Raw genomic sequence first — 14,276 nt, forward strand, 5'->3', positions numbered from 1 at the left:
CTAGAGATCGTCGCCTTGGTGAGCCTTTACCTCACCAACAAGCTAATCTCGCTTAGGCCACTCTTTGCGCGAGAGCCGAAGCCCCCTTTGGTCCGTAGACGTTATGCGGTATTAGCTATCGTTTCCAATAGTTATCCCCCACACAAAGGCATGTTCCTAAGCATTACTCACCCGTCCGCCACTCGTCACCCAAGAAGCAAGCTTCTTTGTGCTACCGTTCGACTTGCATGTGTTAGGCCTGCCGCCAGCGTTCAATCTGAGCCATGATCAAACTCTTCAATTGAAATATATAAAACATGAATTTTTTTTGGTAGACACTCATCAAGTGAGTGCCCACACAGATTGTCTTGTTATTAATTGTTAAAGAGCATTTAGTACAACATTATCGAAGAGAAATGCGTGAACGTAACGAACACTTATTTCTGAAATAACGCTTGTACTGGGTGACCATCCTATTTGATGACCGCCTAGTAAATCTTTTTCTGCTTTAAGATGCTGTCCGAAGACCCTCTCAAGCGGGAGGCGCATATTACGCTATCCGTTTTCGTTGTCAAGAAAGTTTTTAAATTAATTTTTAAAACCCTTCCTTACAACCCGCTAACTGCTTGACTCCGAAGAGTCTCGCTCACTGGCCAAAGCCTGTGTCGTTTCAGCCTTTTAAAGTCTGTCCCGAAGCGAGGAGGCGCATTATAGAGATCCCGTTTCGACTTGCAACACCTTTTTTGAAATACCTGTTTAAGTGGTTATTATTTCAGCAAGATGGTGAAATTTGGCTACCTTACAACGCTTAAAATAGAAAAAGGCAGAATTACCTGCCTTAATTAAATATTGCCCAGCGAACGTAGCGACTATTTCACTTCTTGATTGACCGCATCGCTAGCTTTATCTTTTGTCTCTTCACGCCCAAAGTCAGCATCCTCTTCCTCTGGATCGCCTAACACGTGCTCTAGACGCACTTTATCGACACTTCTAAAGGTATTCACTGGGCCTGCTAATGCATACAAAGCAAAAGCAATAAACAACACCAAAGCCGGTTCGGTCGCTACTACAACAAATATTAATAAGATGACCAATAAGGCAACAAAAGGGACTTTGCCATGTAAGTTAAGTTCTTTAAAAGAGTTGTATTTAAAGTTGCTGACCATCAATAAACCTGACAAGCCTGTTAGAATGGCAACAACGATGCCAATATCACTGCCTTGTACATTATATTCAACGCCCACCCACACTAAGCCTGCAACTAAAGCGGCGGCTGCGGGGCTGGCTAAGCCTTGGAAGTAACGTTTATCGGCAGTGCCTAGTTGGGTATTGAACCTTGCTAACCTTAGTGCTGCACCCGCAACATAGATAAAAGCAGCCAACCAACCTATTTTACCAAGGTCGCTTAAGCCCCAGTTGTAAGCTATTAATGCGGGGGCCATCCCAAAGGACACCATATCCGCCATTGAGTCGTATTCGGCACCAAAGGCACTTTGGGTATTTGTCATTCGCGCTACACGTCCATCAAGGCCGTCAAAAATCATCGCTATAAAGATGGCGACTGCGGCCGCTTCAAAACGACCGTTCATCGAAGATACAACGGCAAAAAAACCAGAAAACAATCCAGCAGTAGTTAATAAATTAGGTAGAAGGTAGATGCCCCTACGTTTTTGTTCAGACATTTAGTTACTCCAAAAAATAGTGCTAGCAAGATATCACAGCCAATTAAAATATAAAGCGACCTGGATAAAGAAAGTCTCCGGTGCTGTGCCTGCTCATTAAAAATCAAAAATTATACCTATCTATAAAAATACATCTTTAAACCATTTATTTAAAAAGGGAGAATGTAGTTAATAGCTTGCAACTCCCTAAACTGACTGTCAGTTAAATTTACACTAACTTTAGTCATCAACTAGTTTCACGGCGTATCCGCCTGATTTATAACACAATAAAATTTCAGGCACAGTTTATGCTTAACGAGCCTTAGTAATTTGCCGTAGGATAGAATAAAATGAAGTTATTCAGTAATAAAAAAATACTTGCTCTGACCATAATCGTTTCATGCGTTGCTAGCAATGCTTATGCGACAGGAAAAACTTACAGCAAGTGGTATAGTTCAGGGTGCCATTCTGGTGGAGGTTCAACTGGTGGAGGTTCAACTGGTGGCGGTTCAACTGGTGGCGGTTCAACTGGTGGCGGTTCAAGCACGTCAACCTTTTGCGATTCATTTGAAAACAATTTTAATTATGACATATACGAAAAATCAACTGGCCTTAAAGTAGATGAGGGAACCGATGGTTCATTAAGCTCTGTGCATGTCGACGGAGTTGGTATACAAGTAAGTGCTTGGTCTCAAATAGATCTAGATGCTCCAAAAGAAGATTTAGTTAAAACTGCAACTATAAAAGATTATTTGAACTCTGAAGGCACTGACAAAGGTCTAGGTGTTCTAAATTCATACGAAACAAATAGCGGTTCTGGCGATTATTCTCATGGAGTCGATAATTACTCCGGACATTATACGGATTACGATATGATATTGTTATCGTTTTCTGAAGCTGTCACTTTAGACGGTGCTACATTTTCATGGTTAGGTAAAGGCGGTGTGGATAAGACTCAGGTCTCAGTAGCCGGTCTAAACGACATTAGTGGATTAGTGAGCGGTCAGCAAAACTGGCAAGATATAGCCAATGGCAGTGTTGCTAGCAACTCATTCCAGGTTATAAATTGTGAAACTCCTTATGGAAGTACTTATGTGTCAGATTTCGCCGCTATAGGTCCAGCGCAATATTGGTTGATTGGAGCGTATAACACAGTGTTCGGAGACTTAGGTGACGACGGGAGCTTAGGCAACGATTCATTTAAACTTGCAAGTGTTGGATTTACTAAGGTTCCAGACACAGGTACCAAACCACCAACAGATGTAAATGCCCCTAGCTCTTTCGCCTTACTTATTTTAGGCGGCGGTTTAATGGCATGGCGTAGACGCAAAGCCTAATAAGCAAATTATTTTACAAACTAAAAAAGGTGGCTTATGCCACCTTTTTTGTTCAAACTCTTGTTATATTTACTCGTAAAACTGAAGTTATTTTTTATGCCACTAAAACTCATTGCTTTATTCTTTATTCTTATATTCAGCCAATCTAACGCGTTAGCTAGCTCGTTGGGAGACTACGAAAAAGCCTTAACCTCTTATAATGCAAAAAAATACGATGAAGCGTTTATTCATTTAAAAAATAGCCTGCAACAAGACCCCGACAATTTAGCCGCTAAAATACTAATGGGGCAAATATTGTTAATTAACGGCTATTTAACAGCGGCTGAAGTTGAATTTAACGAGGCCTTACAACAAGGGGCTGATATTAATATTATTGCTGAGCCTTTGGGCAATGCCCTGCTCTTTCAAAATAAATACCAAGAGATTTTGGATCTCAATTACACCGATAAGCTTATTCTAGAACAAAAAGTAAAGTGGTTACTTATTCGAGCCACTGCCTGTGTCAGGTTAAAGCAATATGATTGTGCAACAACAACTTACAACGACGCATTAGCTTTAGATGCTAACAGCACCATGTCATTAAATGGTTTAGCCGCGATTGCCTTGTTTCAAAAAAACTATAAGGCTGCCGAAGGTTTTATTAACCAGTCCATGGCTATTTCACGCACTGAAGCCACAACCTGGCGACAAAAAGGCCAATTATCGCGCGCGATGGGTAACATCGACCTAGCGATAGATGAATTACAACAAGCGCTCAAATTAAACAGCAATGATCCACTGACCTTGCGTAGTTTGGCCGATTTATATTTAGAAAGTAATGACTTTGATGGGGCTCGAACCTTCGTAAATGAAATTATCGAAAAAACCCCTGATGATCCATTGGCAATATTGTTAAGTAGCTGGTTAGACAGTAAAGACAAAAGCAAACCGGTAAATAATGAGCGTTTAGACCGGCTAAATAACATACTATCTAGCCTGGGACCTGATGTTATCGCCGCGCAACCAGAGCTGCTTTATATTAGCGGATTAACCGCCTTTTTTAATGGTAATACCGAACAAGCGTCTAAAGATTTTGCAAAATACCTAACTAAAAACCCGAATGACATGCAAGCCGTTATTTTGCTCAGTCGCACTTACATGGCAACGCAGCAAAACAAACAGGCCTTATTGTTGTTAGAAAAGTATCAAAGTAAGTTACTTGAAAACTTAGACTCAGCACTTTTACTTGGCGAGTTATTTATTAACTCTAACCGTGCCTTTAAAGCACAAAGTTTATTAGATGAGCTTGAACCGCTTTACCCTAATGACTCTCGCCTGCAATTATTTAAAATTAAACTGATGATGGTGCGGGGCAAACAAGAAGAAGCCTTGGCTATCTTAGATAAGGGTTTAGCACAGAACATCAAAAATCCAACGTATTTGTTCACCTACAGTATGCTGAACTTACAAGGGAATAAAAAAGAAAAAGCCCTCGACGGTGCCAATGCCTTAATCAAGTTGTACCCAAACGACGCTAACTTTCTTAATTTGAAAGCGGGTATTCTTATTCGCTTAAACAAGCTTGATGAGGCCATCGTCTTAATTGAAAAAACCTTGAGTCTTGAGCCTAATTTGTTTCCAGCAAAATTTAATTTAGCGTCAATTTATAGTCGCCAGGGCGAATTAACTAAATCAAATAACTTAATTGAAAGCTTACTAGCGGTATCACCTACTCACCTGCAAGTTCTAACGTTAAAAGCCCATAATTTAGTGGCTGATGGTCAGTTAGATAACGCCATTGCGCTGTATAGCGACATAATTGTATTAAACCCTCGCGATCAGTACGCAAAAAGTCAGTTGGCTACTATTTATATGCGTATGGGTAACTATGAAAGTGCGTTGTATCATGTTGATCGCTTGTTAGCAGAAAACTTTGATAACGCTGAATATCAACTGCAAAAAGCACAAATTTTACTGCCTTTAAAACGCTTTACTGAGCTTGATGAAATATTAAAACGGGTCAGTCTGTTTAGTGATTTACCCCTTGAGTCATTGATACTCACTAGCCAATTGCAAAGAGCCATTAAGGATTACACTGGCGCAATTCGCTCACTCACTAGCGCTGAAACATTAGCGCCCAACAATACCTACATCACTCTAGATAAAGTGAAGCTATTGATCGAGTCTTCTCAGCTTGATGAAGCCGCAGCCATTATTAGCCGTATTGAATCGACTAATCAGCAAAATCCTAACTTTTGGTTGATTAAAGCACTGTATGCTAATGCGCTTAAAAGCGAATCAAATGCTGTTAAATATTTAAAAACAGCGTTAGGTCTTGATCCTAATTTTCATCAAGCCTTAATTATCTTGTATGACATGAGTATACGTGGAAGCCAAGAGACAGACTTTGTGAAACAAGCGAGAAAATTGCTTGAGGTCAACCCGAATAACATCTTGGCAAAAAATTTACTGGCGCAGTTTTATTACATACAGCAAGACTTTGCCCAGGCCTCAGCTTTATATAAAGCACTTCTGGAAGCAGAAGTACAAATTAACAAGGCAGAAATATACAATAAGCTCGCCATCATGAGCCTAGAAGATGACCTGCAGCAAAGCGCGAGCTACATTGAACAGGCCTTTGCATTAAATGAAAACAACGCCAAAATCCTCGATACTTACGGATGGGTATTAAGCCTGCAAGGCTGGTACGAAGAAGGATTAGGCTTATTGCGTAAAGCCTACGCCCGTGATGCAAACAGTCCTGAAATTAGATACCACATCGGTTATACCCTAATTAAATTAGGGCGACTGGAAGAAGCTAAAAATGAACTGACTATGGCTGTTAATGTTCAACGCCCTTTTTACAATCGCCCTAAAGCACAGGCTTTACTCGATAGTATCAAATAGTGCAGTTAATAAACCCGCTTTAAATGTGTCCCGTTTAACCATGCTAAATGGGACACATTAACTCACTAAATAATCGTGAACTGCTGGTCTTTTACATCAATTTTAACCACTCCATCAACACCTAGGGTGCCGCCTAATAGCATTTGCGCTAAGGGGTTTTCAATTTCAGTTTGGATGGCACGTTTTAAGGGTCTGGCTCCAAATACTGGATCAAAACCGGCCTCTGCGAGTTTATCAAGAGCCGCGTGACTGAGTTCCAACTTAAATCCTTTAACCGCAAGTCGTTCACGTAGTGACAACAATTGAATTTTAGCAATGGATTTAATTTGTTCACGGCCGAGTGGATGGAACACCACGGCATCATCGATTCGATTTAAAAATTCGGGTCTAAAGTGCTGCCCTACTTCGCCCATCACTAAAGCTTTCATTTGCTCGTAGTTATTGGTGCGATTAGATTCTTGAATAATATCAGAGCCCAGATTCGAGGTCATGATGATCACGGTATTTTTAAAATCAACCGTACGGCCTTGTCCATCGGTTAAACGGCCATCATCAAGCACTTGCAACAGTATATTAAATACATCGGGATGGGCTTTTTCTACCTCATCAAGCAAAATCACTGAATAGGGTTTACGGCGTACCGCTTCGGTTAAATAGCCGCCTTCTTCGTAACCAACGTAGCCAGGAGGGGCACCTACCATACGAGCGACAGAGTGTTTTTCCATAAACTCTGACATATCGATGCGTATCATGGCATCTTCGGTATCAAACAAAAAGCCAGCTAAGGTTTTACATAATTCTGTTTTACCCACTCCTGTTGGCCCTAAAAACAAAAAAGAACCAATGGGACGATTAGGATCAGAGAGGCCAGCGCGAGAACGTCTGATGGCATTGGACACCGCGTTTACAGCCTCAGCTTGGCCTACTACTCGTTTGTGTAGCGCGCTCTCCATAGACAGCAGTTTTTCTTTTTCGCCTTCTAGCATTTTGGATACGGGAATGCCGGTCCATCGGGATAACACATCGGCAATCTCGTTTTCAGTCACTTTATTTTTTAATAAAGTGGTCTCAACGTTTTCGGTTTCGCTGGCGAGTTCTAATTTGCTTTCAAGTTCAGGAATTCGGCCATATTGTAGTTCAGACATGCGACTAAGGTCAGAGGCTCGACGGGCAATCTCTAAGTCCAGTTTTGCTTGCTCTAATTCGGAACGAATGTTTTGTGTGCCTTGCATGGCTTGTTTTTCAGATAACCAAACGGTTTCTAGATCTGAAAATTTATGCTCTGCTTGCTCACGTTCAATTTCAATTAACTCTAGTCGTTTATGACTGGCCTCGTCTTTTTCTTTAGACAGCGCTTGTTCTTCTAGTTTGAGCTGGATAATACGTCTTTCTAACTTATCCATTTCTTCCGGTTTAGAGTCCATCTGCAAGCGAATACTCGAAGCGGCTTCATCGATTAAATCGATGGCTTTATCCGGTAACTGACGATCACTGATGTAGCGGTGTGATAGGGACGCTGCGGCAACAATAGCAGGATCAGTAATTTCTACCGAATGGTGAAGCTCATAACGCTCTTTTAAACCTCGTAATATTGCGATGGTGTCTTCTACACTGGGCTGTTCGACCAATACTTTTTGGAATCGGCGCTCTAAGGCCGCATCTTTTTCGATATATTGGCGGTATTCATTTAGCGTTGTGGCACCTACACAATGCAGTTCGCCCCTTGCTAACGCGGGCTTGAGCATATTGCCTGCATCCATGGCACCTTCACCTTTGCCAGCACCCACCATGGTGTGCAATTCGTCGATAAACAGGATGACTCGACCCTCTTCTTTAGCCAATTCATTAAGCACTGCTTTGAGTCGTTCTTCAAATTCCCCGCGAAATTTCGCGCCCGCGATTAAGGAGCCCATATCTAAAGACAACACTCGTTTATTCTTAAGTCCTTCAGGTACTTCACCATTGATAATACGCTGGGCTAAGCCTTCGGCAATGGCTGTTTTACCCACACCAGGTTCGCCAATTAAGACCGGGTTGTTTTTTGTCCGGCGTTGCAATACCTGGATAGTGCGACGTATTTCATCATCGCGGCCGATGACTGGGTCGAGTTTGCCCTGCTCAGCTCGTTCGGTTAAGTCTGTGGTGAATTTATCCAGCGCTTGACGGACATCTTCGGCGTTTTGATCGGTCACTTTTTGACCACCACGCATTTTTTCAATGGCTTTTTCGATTTTGTCTTGGTCAGCGCCAAATTGTTTGAGTATGTCGCCTAAACGTCCTTTATCTTGCAAAGCGGCAAGCACAAAAATTTCTGAGGTGATGTACTGGTCTTTGCGCTTTTGCGCAATTTTGTCACTTAAATTAAGCAGTACCACGGTGTCTTTGCTTAATTGTACATCGCCGCCCACGCCATCAACACGGGGCACCTTGTCTAAAGCTTCAGCTAAGGCAGAACGTAAGCCATTTACATTTAGCTGAGCTTGGTCAAACAAAGAACGAACCGAACCGCCCTGCTGATTTAACAACGCGCTCAGTAGATGCACCGGTTCGATATACTGATGATCTCGGCCTAAAGCTAAAGATTGTGCCTCAGAAAGGGCCATTTGTAATTTACTGGTAAAACGGTCTAATTGCATATTAGGACTCCAAATGCGGGTAAACCCTGGTCGAATGACCATTAAAACTAAGTTGTTCTAGTTATGGGTATAAAATGACCACATTTCAAGTAAGGTTATACAAGATAGAAGGGTGAGAAACACAAAATAACAAGGGAGTTTGATCTTAATCAAACAAGGAGCGTTGTGCGAGCACACCGCTCGCTAGGCATTCATGTTTAGGATATGTAGATGGAAGTCACTATTCTGCCTGTAGTGCTTAAGCCTTGGTGAGTCGCACGGCGATGAGAGAAAAACAAATCAGCTTGCTCATACGTACAATACTCTCCACCACTGATATTGTGTAACCCCATCGCGACTAACTTTGCTCGGGCGATGGCATACAAATCTGCTAAGTACTTAGCTTGGTTAGCTGAATAATTTGACGAGGGCATGAATGCTTCTGGAAAATCAGCAAAGCTGTGTTTCACATCTGCGCCCACTTCAAAATATTGTTGACTAATAGCAGGGCCGAGCCAAGCAAACATAGACGAGGTATCACAGGCTAATTTGTCGATGGTTTTTTCAATGATATTATTAGCTAATCCCCGCCAGCCAGCATGCACAGCGGCAACTTTTGTACCTTGGGCATTGCATAGCAACAGCGGTAAACAATCAGCTGTCATAACGGCACAAACCTGATTTTTGTGTGACGTAAAACACGCGTCAGCGCCAGGTAACTTAGCATCTGCACTGGCGGAATGTTCATGGGGTAATTCAAGACAGATATCACTGTGTATTTGGTTGAGCCAATGATAGTGCTGAAAATTAGGTAGTTTGCTGCGATTTTGTTCAACTACTTGTGGGTCATCGCCAACGTGCTGCGCCACATTTAACGAGTCGAAAGGAGGGGATGATTCCCCTCCTCCACGGCAACTGGTGTAGGCCACAATATGAGGTGGTACCTTCCAATCAGGTTTAATAAAATTTGGCAAGGCCAAGCTTATACATCTCCACTGCCGTTAATGGTTTTGTCTTCACGAATGACTGATAGCAAATGCACAAAATCATCTGGTAAAGGCGCCTGCCAGCTCATCCAATCACCCGTCACAGGATGCACTAACTCTAATTGGACAGCATGTAGGGCTTGACGACGAAAAGCTCTCAGTGTTTCGATAAATTCTGGACTAGCTGATTTTGGCGGACGTGGTCTGCCACCATAGCTAATATCACCCACTAATGGATAACGAATATGCGACATGTGTACGCGAATTTGATGGGTACGACCCGATTCTAATTTTAATCTTACATAGGTGTGAGCACGGAACTTCTCTTTCACTCGATAGTGAGTCACCGCTGGTTTACCAGATTCAATCACGGCCATGTTCACTCGTTTTGTCGGGTGTCTGCCAATGGGGGCATCAACCGTTCCACCAGCAACCATAGTGCCATACACAATGGCTTCGTATTCGCGACTGACTTCTCTGGCTTGAAGCTGCTCAACTAAATGAGTTTGCGCTATGATATTTTTAGCTACCACCATTAACCCCGTGGTGTCTTTGTCTAATCGATGCACAATACCTGCTCGTGGCACATTAGCGATTTGAGGTGCATGGTTTAACAAGGCATTTAATATTGTGCCGCTAGAATTCCCCGCGCCCGGATGAACAACTAAATTAGCCGGTTTGTTAATCACCAGAATATCATCGTCTTCATAGACGATATCAAGTTTGATATTTTGTCCTTCATGACGAACTTGAACTTCTATTACTGCATTGATCTCAACGAGCTCTTCTCCCACTAATTTTTCACGTGGCGTATTGGCTATTTGCTCGTTTACTTTAACGCAATCACTTAAAATCCATTCTTTTAAGCGAGAACGTGAATAATCAGGGAACATTTCGGCTAAAGCTTGATCTAAGCGTTTGCCGAATAAATCTTGCGGTACACTTGCTTGCAAATGAATTTTTTCACTGTGGGTAGACATACAATAAGGATCCAATAAGGTTACATGACGATTTATATGTGCATAGCCCAAAGTGCTGGGGTAGAATGCGCAACAATGATCGATAAACGTCTATTCTAACGGATTTTTGATACTCAATGAATGGCATATCAAGTATCACCTATATAAATAAGAGTAATTAGAGACAATATGACCAATAGTTCACGAATAAATACATTAATACTGGGAGGCATGCTTGCTTTAATGGCAGGTTGTTCTTCATCTCCTGATGATCAAGATATTGTTATTGGCAATCGCGGCGAACAAGCTCTGTATCAAGATGCCAAAGAAAAAATGAAATTAGGCAATTTTAATGCTGCGACTGCAACACTGAGTGCACTTGATTCTAAATACCCTTTTGGCCCGTTCTCACACCAAGTACAACTTGATTTGATTTATAGCTATTACAAATCGGGCAAGACCCAAGAGGCCATTGCCACTATTGATCGTTTCACCCGCTTAAATCCCAATCATTCAGATGTTGATTACGCAATTTATATGCGCGGATTAACTAACATGGAGGCGGATAAAAACTTGTTTCAAGAGCTTGTTGGAATTGACCGCTCTGACAGAGATCCAAGTAAATCAAGAGAGGCCTTTGAAGATTTCAGACGCTTGATTGAAAAATACCCTGAAAGTAAATATGCGGCTGATGCGCAAAAAAGAATGTTGCACATTAAAAACCGCTTAGCGAAGTATGAAATTGCCATCGCGCGTTTTTATATGCGCCGTGAGGCTTTTGTGGCCGCCGCTAATAGAGGTCGTTACGTACTTGAGTATTATTCTGATACCTCGCACGTACAAGAAGCATTAGAAATCATGGTTGAATGTTACGACCAATTAAAATTAGAAGAGCTGAAAGTGAATGCGATGAAAACGTTGAAGCTAAACTACCCCAATAGCAGTTTTATCAGCTGATTTTATGAATTAATTGAAGCATAAAAAAACGCGCTAATCAGAAGCGCGTTTTTTTGTTTCATCATTTACTAAAAAAATAAATGACTGAATGGGTTCAACAGTCTGGCTATACCCGAAGTGAAATACAGCGGCTTATCGACGATGGTAAACACTAAACAACCTTCGTCTGCTTCAGAATGAGGCAAATGATTATGGGTACCATCAAGCAAAGTAAAATCGCCGCAATCGTAATTGGCAACGCCATCTCCATACTGCCCATCGATCACTAGCGTCATCTCTGAACCTTTATGAGTGTGCTCTGGAACCTTGCCTCCCTTCTCCATGTATATAAAGTTGGCCTTGCCCATACACCCTAAATCAACTGGAGCTTGCCATAACTTGCCTACTAAACGAGACCAATTACCTGTGTGCTTAGCATATCGTTTTAAGGTCCTGGGCAATACAAAACGCTTACCTTCAAGCTCGATGTCGAAATGACTCAAGCCAGATCCTTCGAAAGGTGAGTCTGCGGTTAGCGTTTTTTGTTGCTGAGGCAACTGGGTGATGCGAGAAAACATTTTGTCAAGCTCGGGTGTTCTGGCCACCGGCGAACTAAATGCATCAATGGTTTCTACATGTTGTAATTTCAAACACTTAGCTTGGCACTCTGCACATAGATCCGTATGAGCTGAGATCATTAGCGCTAGAGTTGGCTCACACACACCAGAGACAAAAGCATTTAACTGTTGCGAGGTTGGATGGTGCTTAATCATTAGTATCAATCATCTCTTTCAATCTTTGTAAGGCTAAACGGGTTCTTGATTTCACCGTTCCCAAGGGAATGTTCATCTCGTCAGCCACTTCTTGTTGCGACTTGCCTTCTATGTAAATCGCTTCAATGACCGCCTTCTGCTTATCTGGGAGCGATTCAAACAATATGCCTATCTCGTCCATCGTTACTTGGTGATCATGAGACACTTCATTAACGTCGGCGGTCTGTTCGCACAATATTGGCCACAAGTCGTCGGCACAAATATCTTCCTTACGGTTTCTTAACTTACGAAGTAAATCAAAGCGAATATTTCGGGCTATTGTAAAGATCCACGTAGACGCAGAACCCTTGGATGCGTCAAACAAATGCGCTTTTTGCCACACATTTGCCATTGTGTCCTGCACCAACTCCATTGCGAGGGCTTCGTTACCCATCTGCTTTAACGAATACGACAGCAGCCTAGGAGCAAAATAATTAAAGACGTTGGCAAACGAGCGTTCACAACGTTTTTCTGCAACAGCACTTAAAAATGCAGCCATTTCATCGGCGCATTCTATCGGTTTAACAGAATGAGAGGACCTAGATTCCAAAGGTATTCCGACTAACATAAGTTACCCAAAAAGTTGATGTTTAACTCTTATACTGGGGTTAACTAAAAAAGGATCACTCCACCAATTGTGTCAGAAAAGAGAGGGCTTTCATACAATCTTTATCTTTTAACAATTGTTGCTTTTGTTCAGCGTTGACAGGGATTAACTCTAACCAGCGGTAAATGACCCAAATAGGATCGTCGAAATGAGGGGTTTCATATAAATTTTTTAACTCATGATATTTTTCAAAAATCTCTACTAGGCGCTCGTTGATTGGGCTTAACAGTTGTTGGTCTTCCGGCAACGTCCATTCTGTTAACCATTCAATTTGCCCCACCCGAAGGCCGTCTGCTTCGGTTTCAACTGATAAAATCTGAAAACATTGCTTACCCTCGACGGTGATGCCTAACATGCCATCAGGTAATAAATCAAAGTCAACTACCTTTGCATATGTCCCAATTGGAAAAATGTGTTCGTTAGACTCCTTAGCACCTTTGGCATTAAACATACATATACCAATACCGGTGTCATTAGCACACGCTTCTTTCACCATCCGAACATATCGCGGTTCGAAAATACGCAACTGAAGACGCCCGCCTGGCAGTACATGCGCTGATAGTGGAAAAAAAGGGATTATGGGTTTCATATCTGTAAAAAGCTTACTCATTTATTAATGATATCTGTTACGCCACCTCAATGAGAATGGATCGCTATTAATAATTAAACTCTTTTGCAAATATGATCTCAATTAAAGTGTATAAGGTATTTATCAAAAACAGCTGCGACAAAGCAGTTTACTTAATTGAACTTTTAAAGCGGCTAGCAATATTTATGAAAACAATGTTAATAACGGGAGCAACATCGGGCATCGGGCAAACCTTGGCAAAACAGGCTGCCGACACCGGCTACCACGTTATTGCCTGTGGACGCAACAAAGCCAAATTAGATGAGCTGGCAGCCCATAAAAATATTGAGTCCCTTGCCTTTGACGTTAGTGACCTGCAAGAAAGCAAAGATGCATTAGCCAGTATCAAGGCTGATATTTATGTATTCAACGCCGGTGTGTGTGAGTATGTGGATGTAAAGAGGTTTGAATCAGCGTTATTTCATCGGGTTTTTGCTGCTAATTTCTTTGGTATCGTTCATTGCGTAGAAGCCATATTGCCTGAGCTTAAATCAGGCAATCAAATTGTAATCGTCGACAGTACAGCAAGATTATTACCTTTTACCCGAAGCCAAGCTTATGGCGCCAGTAAGGCAGCCCTGCATTATTTTATAAAAAGTCTCGAAGTCGATTTAGCTAACCGTCAGGTGCTTGTGCAAAGTGTGTCTCCTGGCTTTGTTGAAACACCTCTGACGGAAAAAAATGACTTCGACATGCCGATGAAAATTAGCGCTGAGCAAGCGGCAATAAGCATGTTAAAAGGCATAGTAAAACGTAAACGTAGTATTTATTTTCCATGGTTTTTTAGTTTGATACTACGCTTTTTGCATGTGCTGCCAAATAGTTGGCAAGTGGCTTTGTGTAAAAAGATGAAAGAACAAGAACAATAAT

The 14,276-nt window shown here is 41.9% G+C and carries 11 protein-coding genes and 1 rRNA gene; 4 read left to right on the forward strand and 8 right to left on the reverse strand.

Annotated elements, in window-relative coordinates; translation table 11 throughout:
* Positions 1-283 (reverse strand): 16S ribosomal RNA (locus ACEN2L_RS03265); the annotation flags it as partial.
* Between the two features lie 565 nt (positions 284-848).
* On the reverse strand, positions 849-1,661 hold the full coding sequence (pssA, locus tag ACEN2L_RS03270; protein ID WP_441741685.1) for a CDP-diacylglycerol--serine O-phosphatidyltransferase: 813 nt from the start codon (positions 1,659-1,661) through the stop codon (positions 849-851).
* A 329-nt stretch (positions 1,662-1,990) separates the two neighbouring features.
* On the opposite strand from pssA, the gene xdp1 reads away from it, so the two are divergent.
* Both xdp1 and prsT read left to right on the forward strand, forming a co-directional pair.
* Positions 1,991-2,977, forward strand: coding sequence for an exosortase-dependent surface protein XDP1 (gene xdp1 / locus ACEN2L_RS03275; RefSeq protein ID WP_441741686.1), 987 nt, complete (start codon positions 1,991-1,993; stop codon positions 2,975-2,977).
* Between the two features lie 96 nt (positions 2,978-3,073).
* Entirely contained in the window at positions 3,074-5,863 is a 2,790-nt protein-coding gene (prsT, locus tag ACEN2L_RS03280) for an XrtA/PEP-CTERM system TPR-repeat protein PrsT (RefSeq protein WP_441741687.1), read from the forward strand.
* 65 nt (positions 5,864-5,928) lie between these two features.
* On the opposite strand, the gene clpB is transcribed toward prsT, so the two are convergent.
* From clpB to rluD, 3 genes are all read right to left on the reverse strand, one after another.
* The gene (gene clpB, locus ACEN2L_RS03285; protein WP_306023596.1) at positions 5,929-8,499 is read right to left on the reverse strand and encodes an ATP-dependent chaperone ClpB; all 2,571 of its coding nucleotides are present in this window, start codon (positions 8,497-8,499) and stop codon (positions 5,929-5,931) included.
* 197 nt (positions 8,500-8,696) lie between these two features.
* Positions 8,697-9,458 (reverse strand): peptidoglycan editing factor PgeF, encoded by a 762-nt coding sequence (gene pgeF, locus ACEN2L_RS03290; protein ID WP_441741688.1) that lies wholly within the window; start codon positions 9,456-9,458, stop codon positions 8,697-8,699.
* Between the two features lie 2 nt (positions 9,459-9,460).
* Positions 9,461-10,444: a 23S rRNA pseudouridine(1911/1915/1917) synthase RluD gene (gene rluD / locus ACEN2L_RS03295; RefSeq protein WP_441741689.1), complete on the reverse strand. Its 984-nt coding sequence runs from the start codon at positions 10,442-10,444 to the stop codon at positions 9,461-9,463.
* 168 nt (positions 10,445-10,612) lie between these two features.
* On the opposite strand from rluD, the gene ACEN2L_RS03300 reads away from it, so the two are divergent.
* Positions 10,613-11,380, forward strand: coding sequence for an outer membrane protein assembly factor BamD (locus tag ACEN2L_RS03300; RefSeq protein ID WP_306023599.1), 768 nt, complete (start codon positions 10,613-10,615; stop codon positions 11,378-11,380).
* A gap of 68 nt (positions 11,381-11,448) precedes the next feature.
* On the opposite strand, the gene ACEN2L_RS03305 is transcribed toward ACEN2L_RS03300, so the two are convergent.
* The 3 genes from ACEN2L_RS03305 to ACEN2L_RS03315 form a co-directional block, all read right to left on the reverse strand.
* Positions 11,449-12,132, reverse strand: coding sequence for a ChrR family anti-sigma-E factor (locus ACEN2L_RS03305; RefSeq protein WP_441741690.1), 684 nt, complete (start codon positions 12,130-12,132; stop codon positions 11,449-11,451).
* Positions 12,125-12,721 (reverse strand): sigma-70 family RNA polymerase sigma factor, encoded by a 597-nt coding sequence (locus ACEN2L_RS03310; protein WP_441741691.1) that lies wholly within the window; start codon positions 12,719-12,721, stop codon positions 12,125-12,127. The genes ACEN2L_RS03305 and ACEN2L_RS03310 overlap by 8 nt, the downstream gene beginning before the upstream one ends.
* 73 nt (positions 12,722-12,794) lie before the next feature.
* A complete protein-coding gene (locus tag ACEN2L_RS03315) occupies positions 12,795-13,367 on the reverse strand; it encodes an LON peptidase substrate-binding domain-containing protein (protein WP_441741692.1) in 573 nt (190 codons plus the stop codon).
* A 185-nt stretch (positions 13,368-13,552) separates the two neighbouring features.
* Here ACEN2L_RS03315 and ACEN2L_RS03320 point away from each other — a divergent pair, with 185 nt between their 5' ends.
* Complete coding sequence (locus tag ACEN2L_RS03320) at positions 13,553-14,275, forward strand: SDR family NAD(P)-dependent oxidoreductase (RefSeq protein WP_441741693.1); 723 nt, start codon at positions 13,553-13,555, stop codon at positions 14,273-14,275.
* Position 14,276 lies beyond the last annotated feature (1 nt).

Origin of the sequence: Flavobacterium sp. W21_SRS_FM6 (assembly GCF_052119645.1) — a bacterium.
Classification (GTDB): Bacteria; Pseudomonadota; Gammaproteobacteria; order Enterobacterales; family Alteromonadaceae; genus Paraglaciecola.

Coding starts and splice junctions, on each gene's coding strand:
- clpB (WP_306023596.1), bottom strand. CDS start 8,499: ATGCAATTAGACCGTTTTACCAGTAAATTACAAATGGCCCTTTCTGAG.
- ACEN2L_RS03315 (WP_441741692.1), bottom strand. CDS start 13,367: ATGAAACCCATAATCCCTTTTTTTCCACTATCAGCGCATGTACTGCCA.
- ACEN2L_RS03300 (WP_306023599.1), top strand. CDS start 10,613: ATGACCAATAGTTCACGAATAAATACATTAATACTGGGAGGCATGCTT.
- pssA (WP_441741685.1), bottom strand. CDS start 1,661: ATGTCTGAACAAAAACGTAGGGGCATCTACCTTCTACCTAATTTATTA.
- prsT (WP_441741687.1), top strand. CDS start 3,074: ATGCCACTAAAACTCATTGCTTTATTCTTTATTCTTATATTCAGCCAA.
- rluD (WP_441741689.1), bottom strand. CDS start 10,444: ATGTCTACCCACAGTGAAAAAATTCATTTGCAAGCAAGTGTACCGCAA.
- ACEN2L_RS03305 (WP_441741690.1), bottom strand. CDS start 12,132: ATGATTAAGCACCATCCAACCTCGCAACAGTTAAATGCTTTTGTCTCT.
- xdp1 (WP_441741686.1), top strand. CDS start 1,991: ATGAAGTTATTCAGTAATAAAAAAATACTTGCTCTGACCATAATCGTT.
- ACEN2L_RS03320 (WP_441741693.1), top strand. CDS start 13,553: ATGAAAACAATGTTAATAACGGGAGCAACATCGGGCATCGGGCAAACC.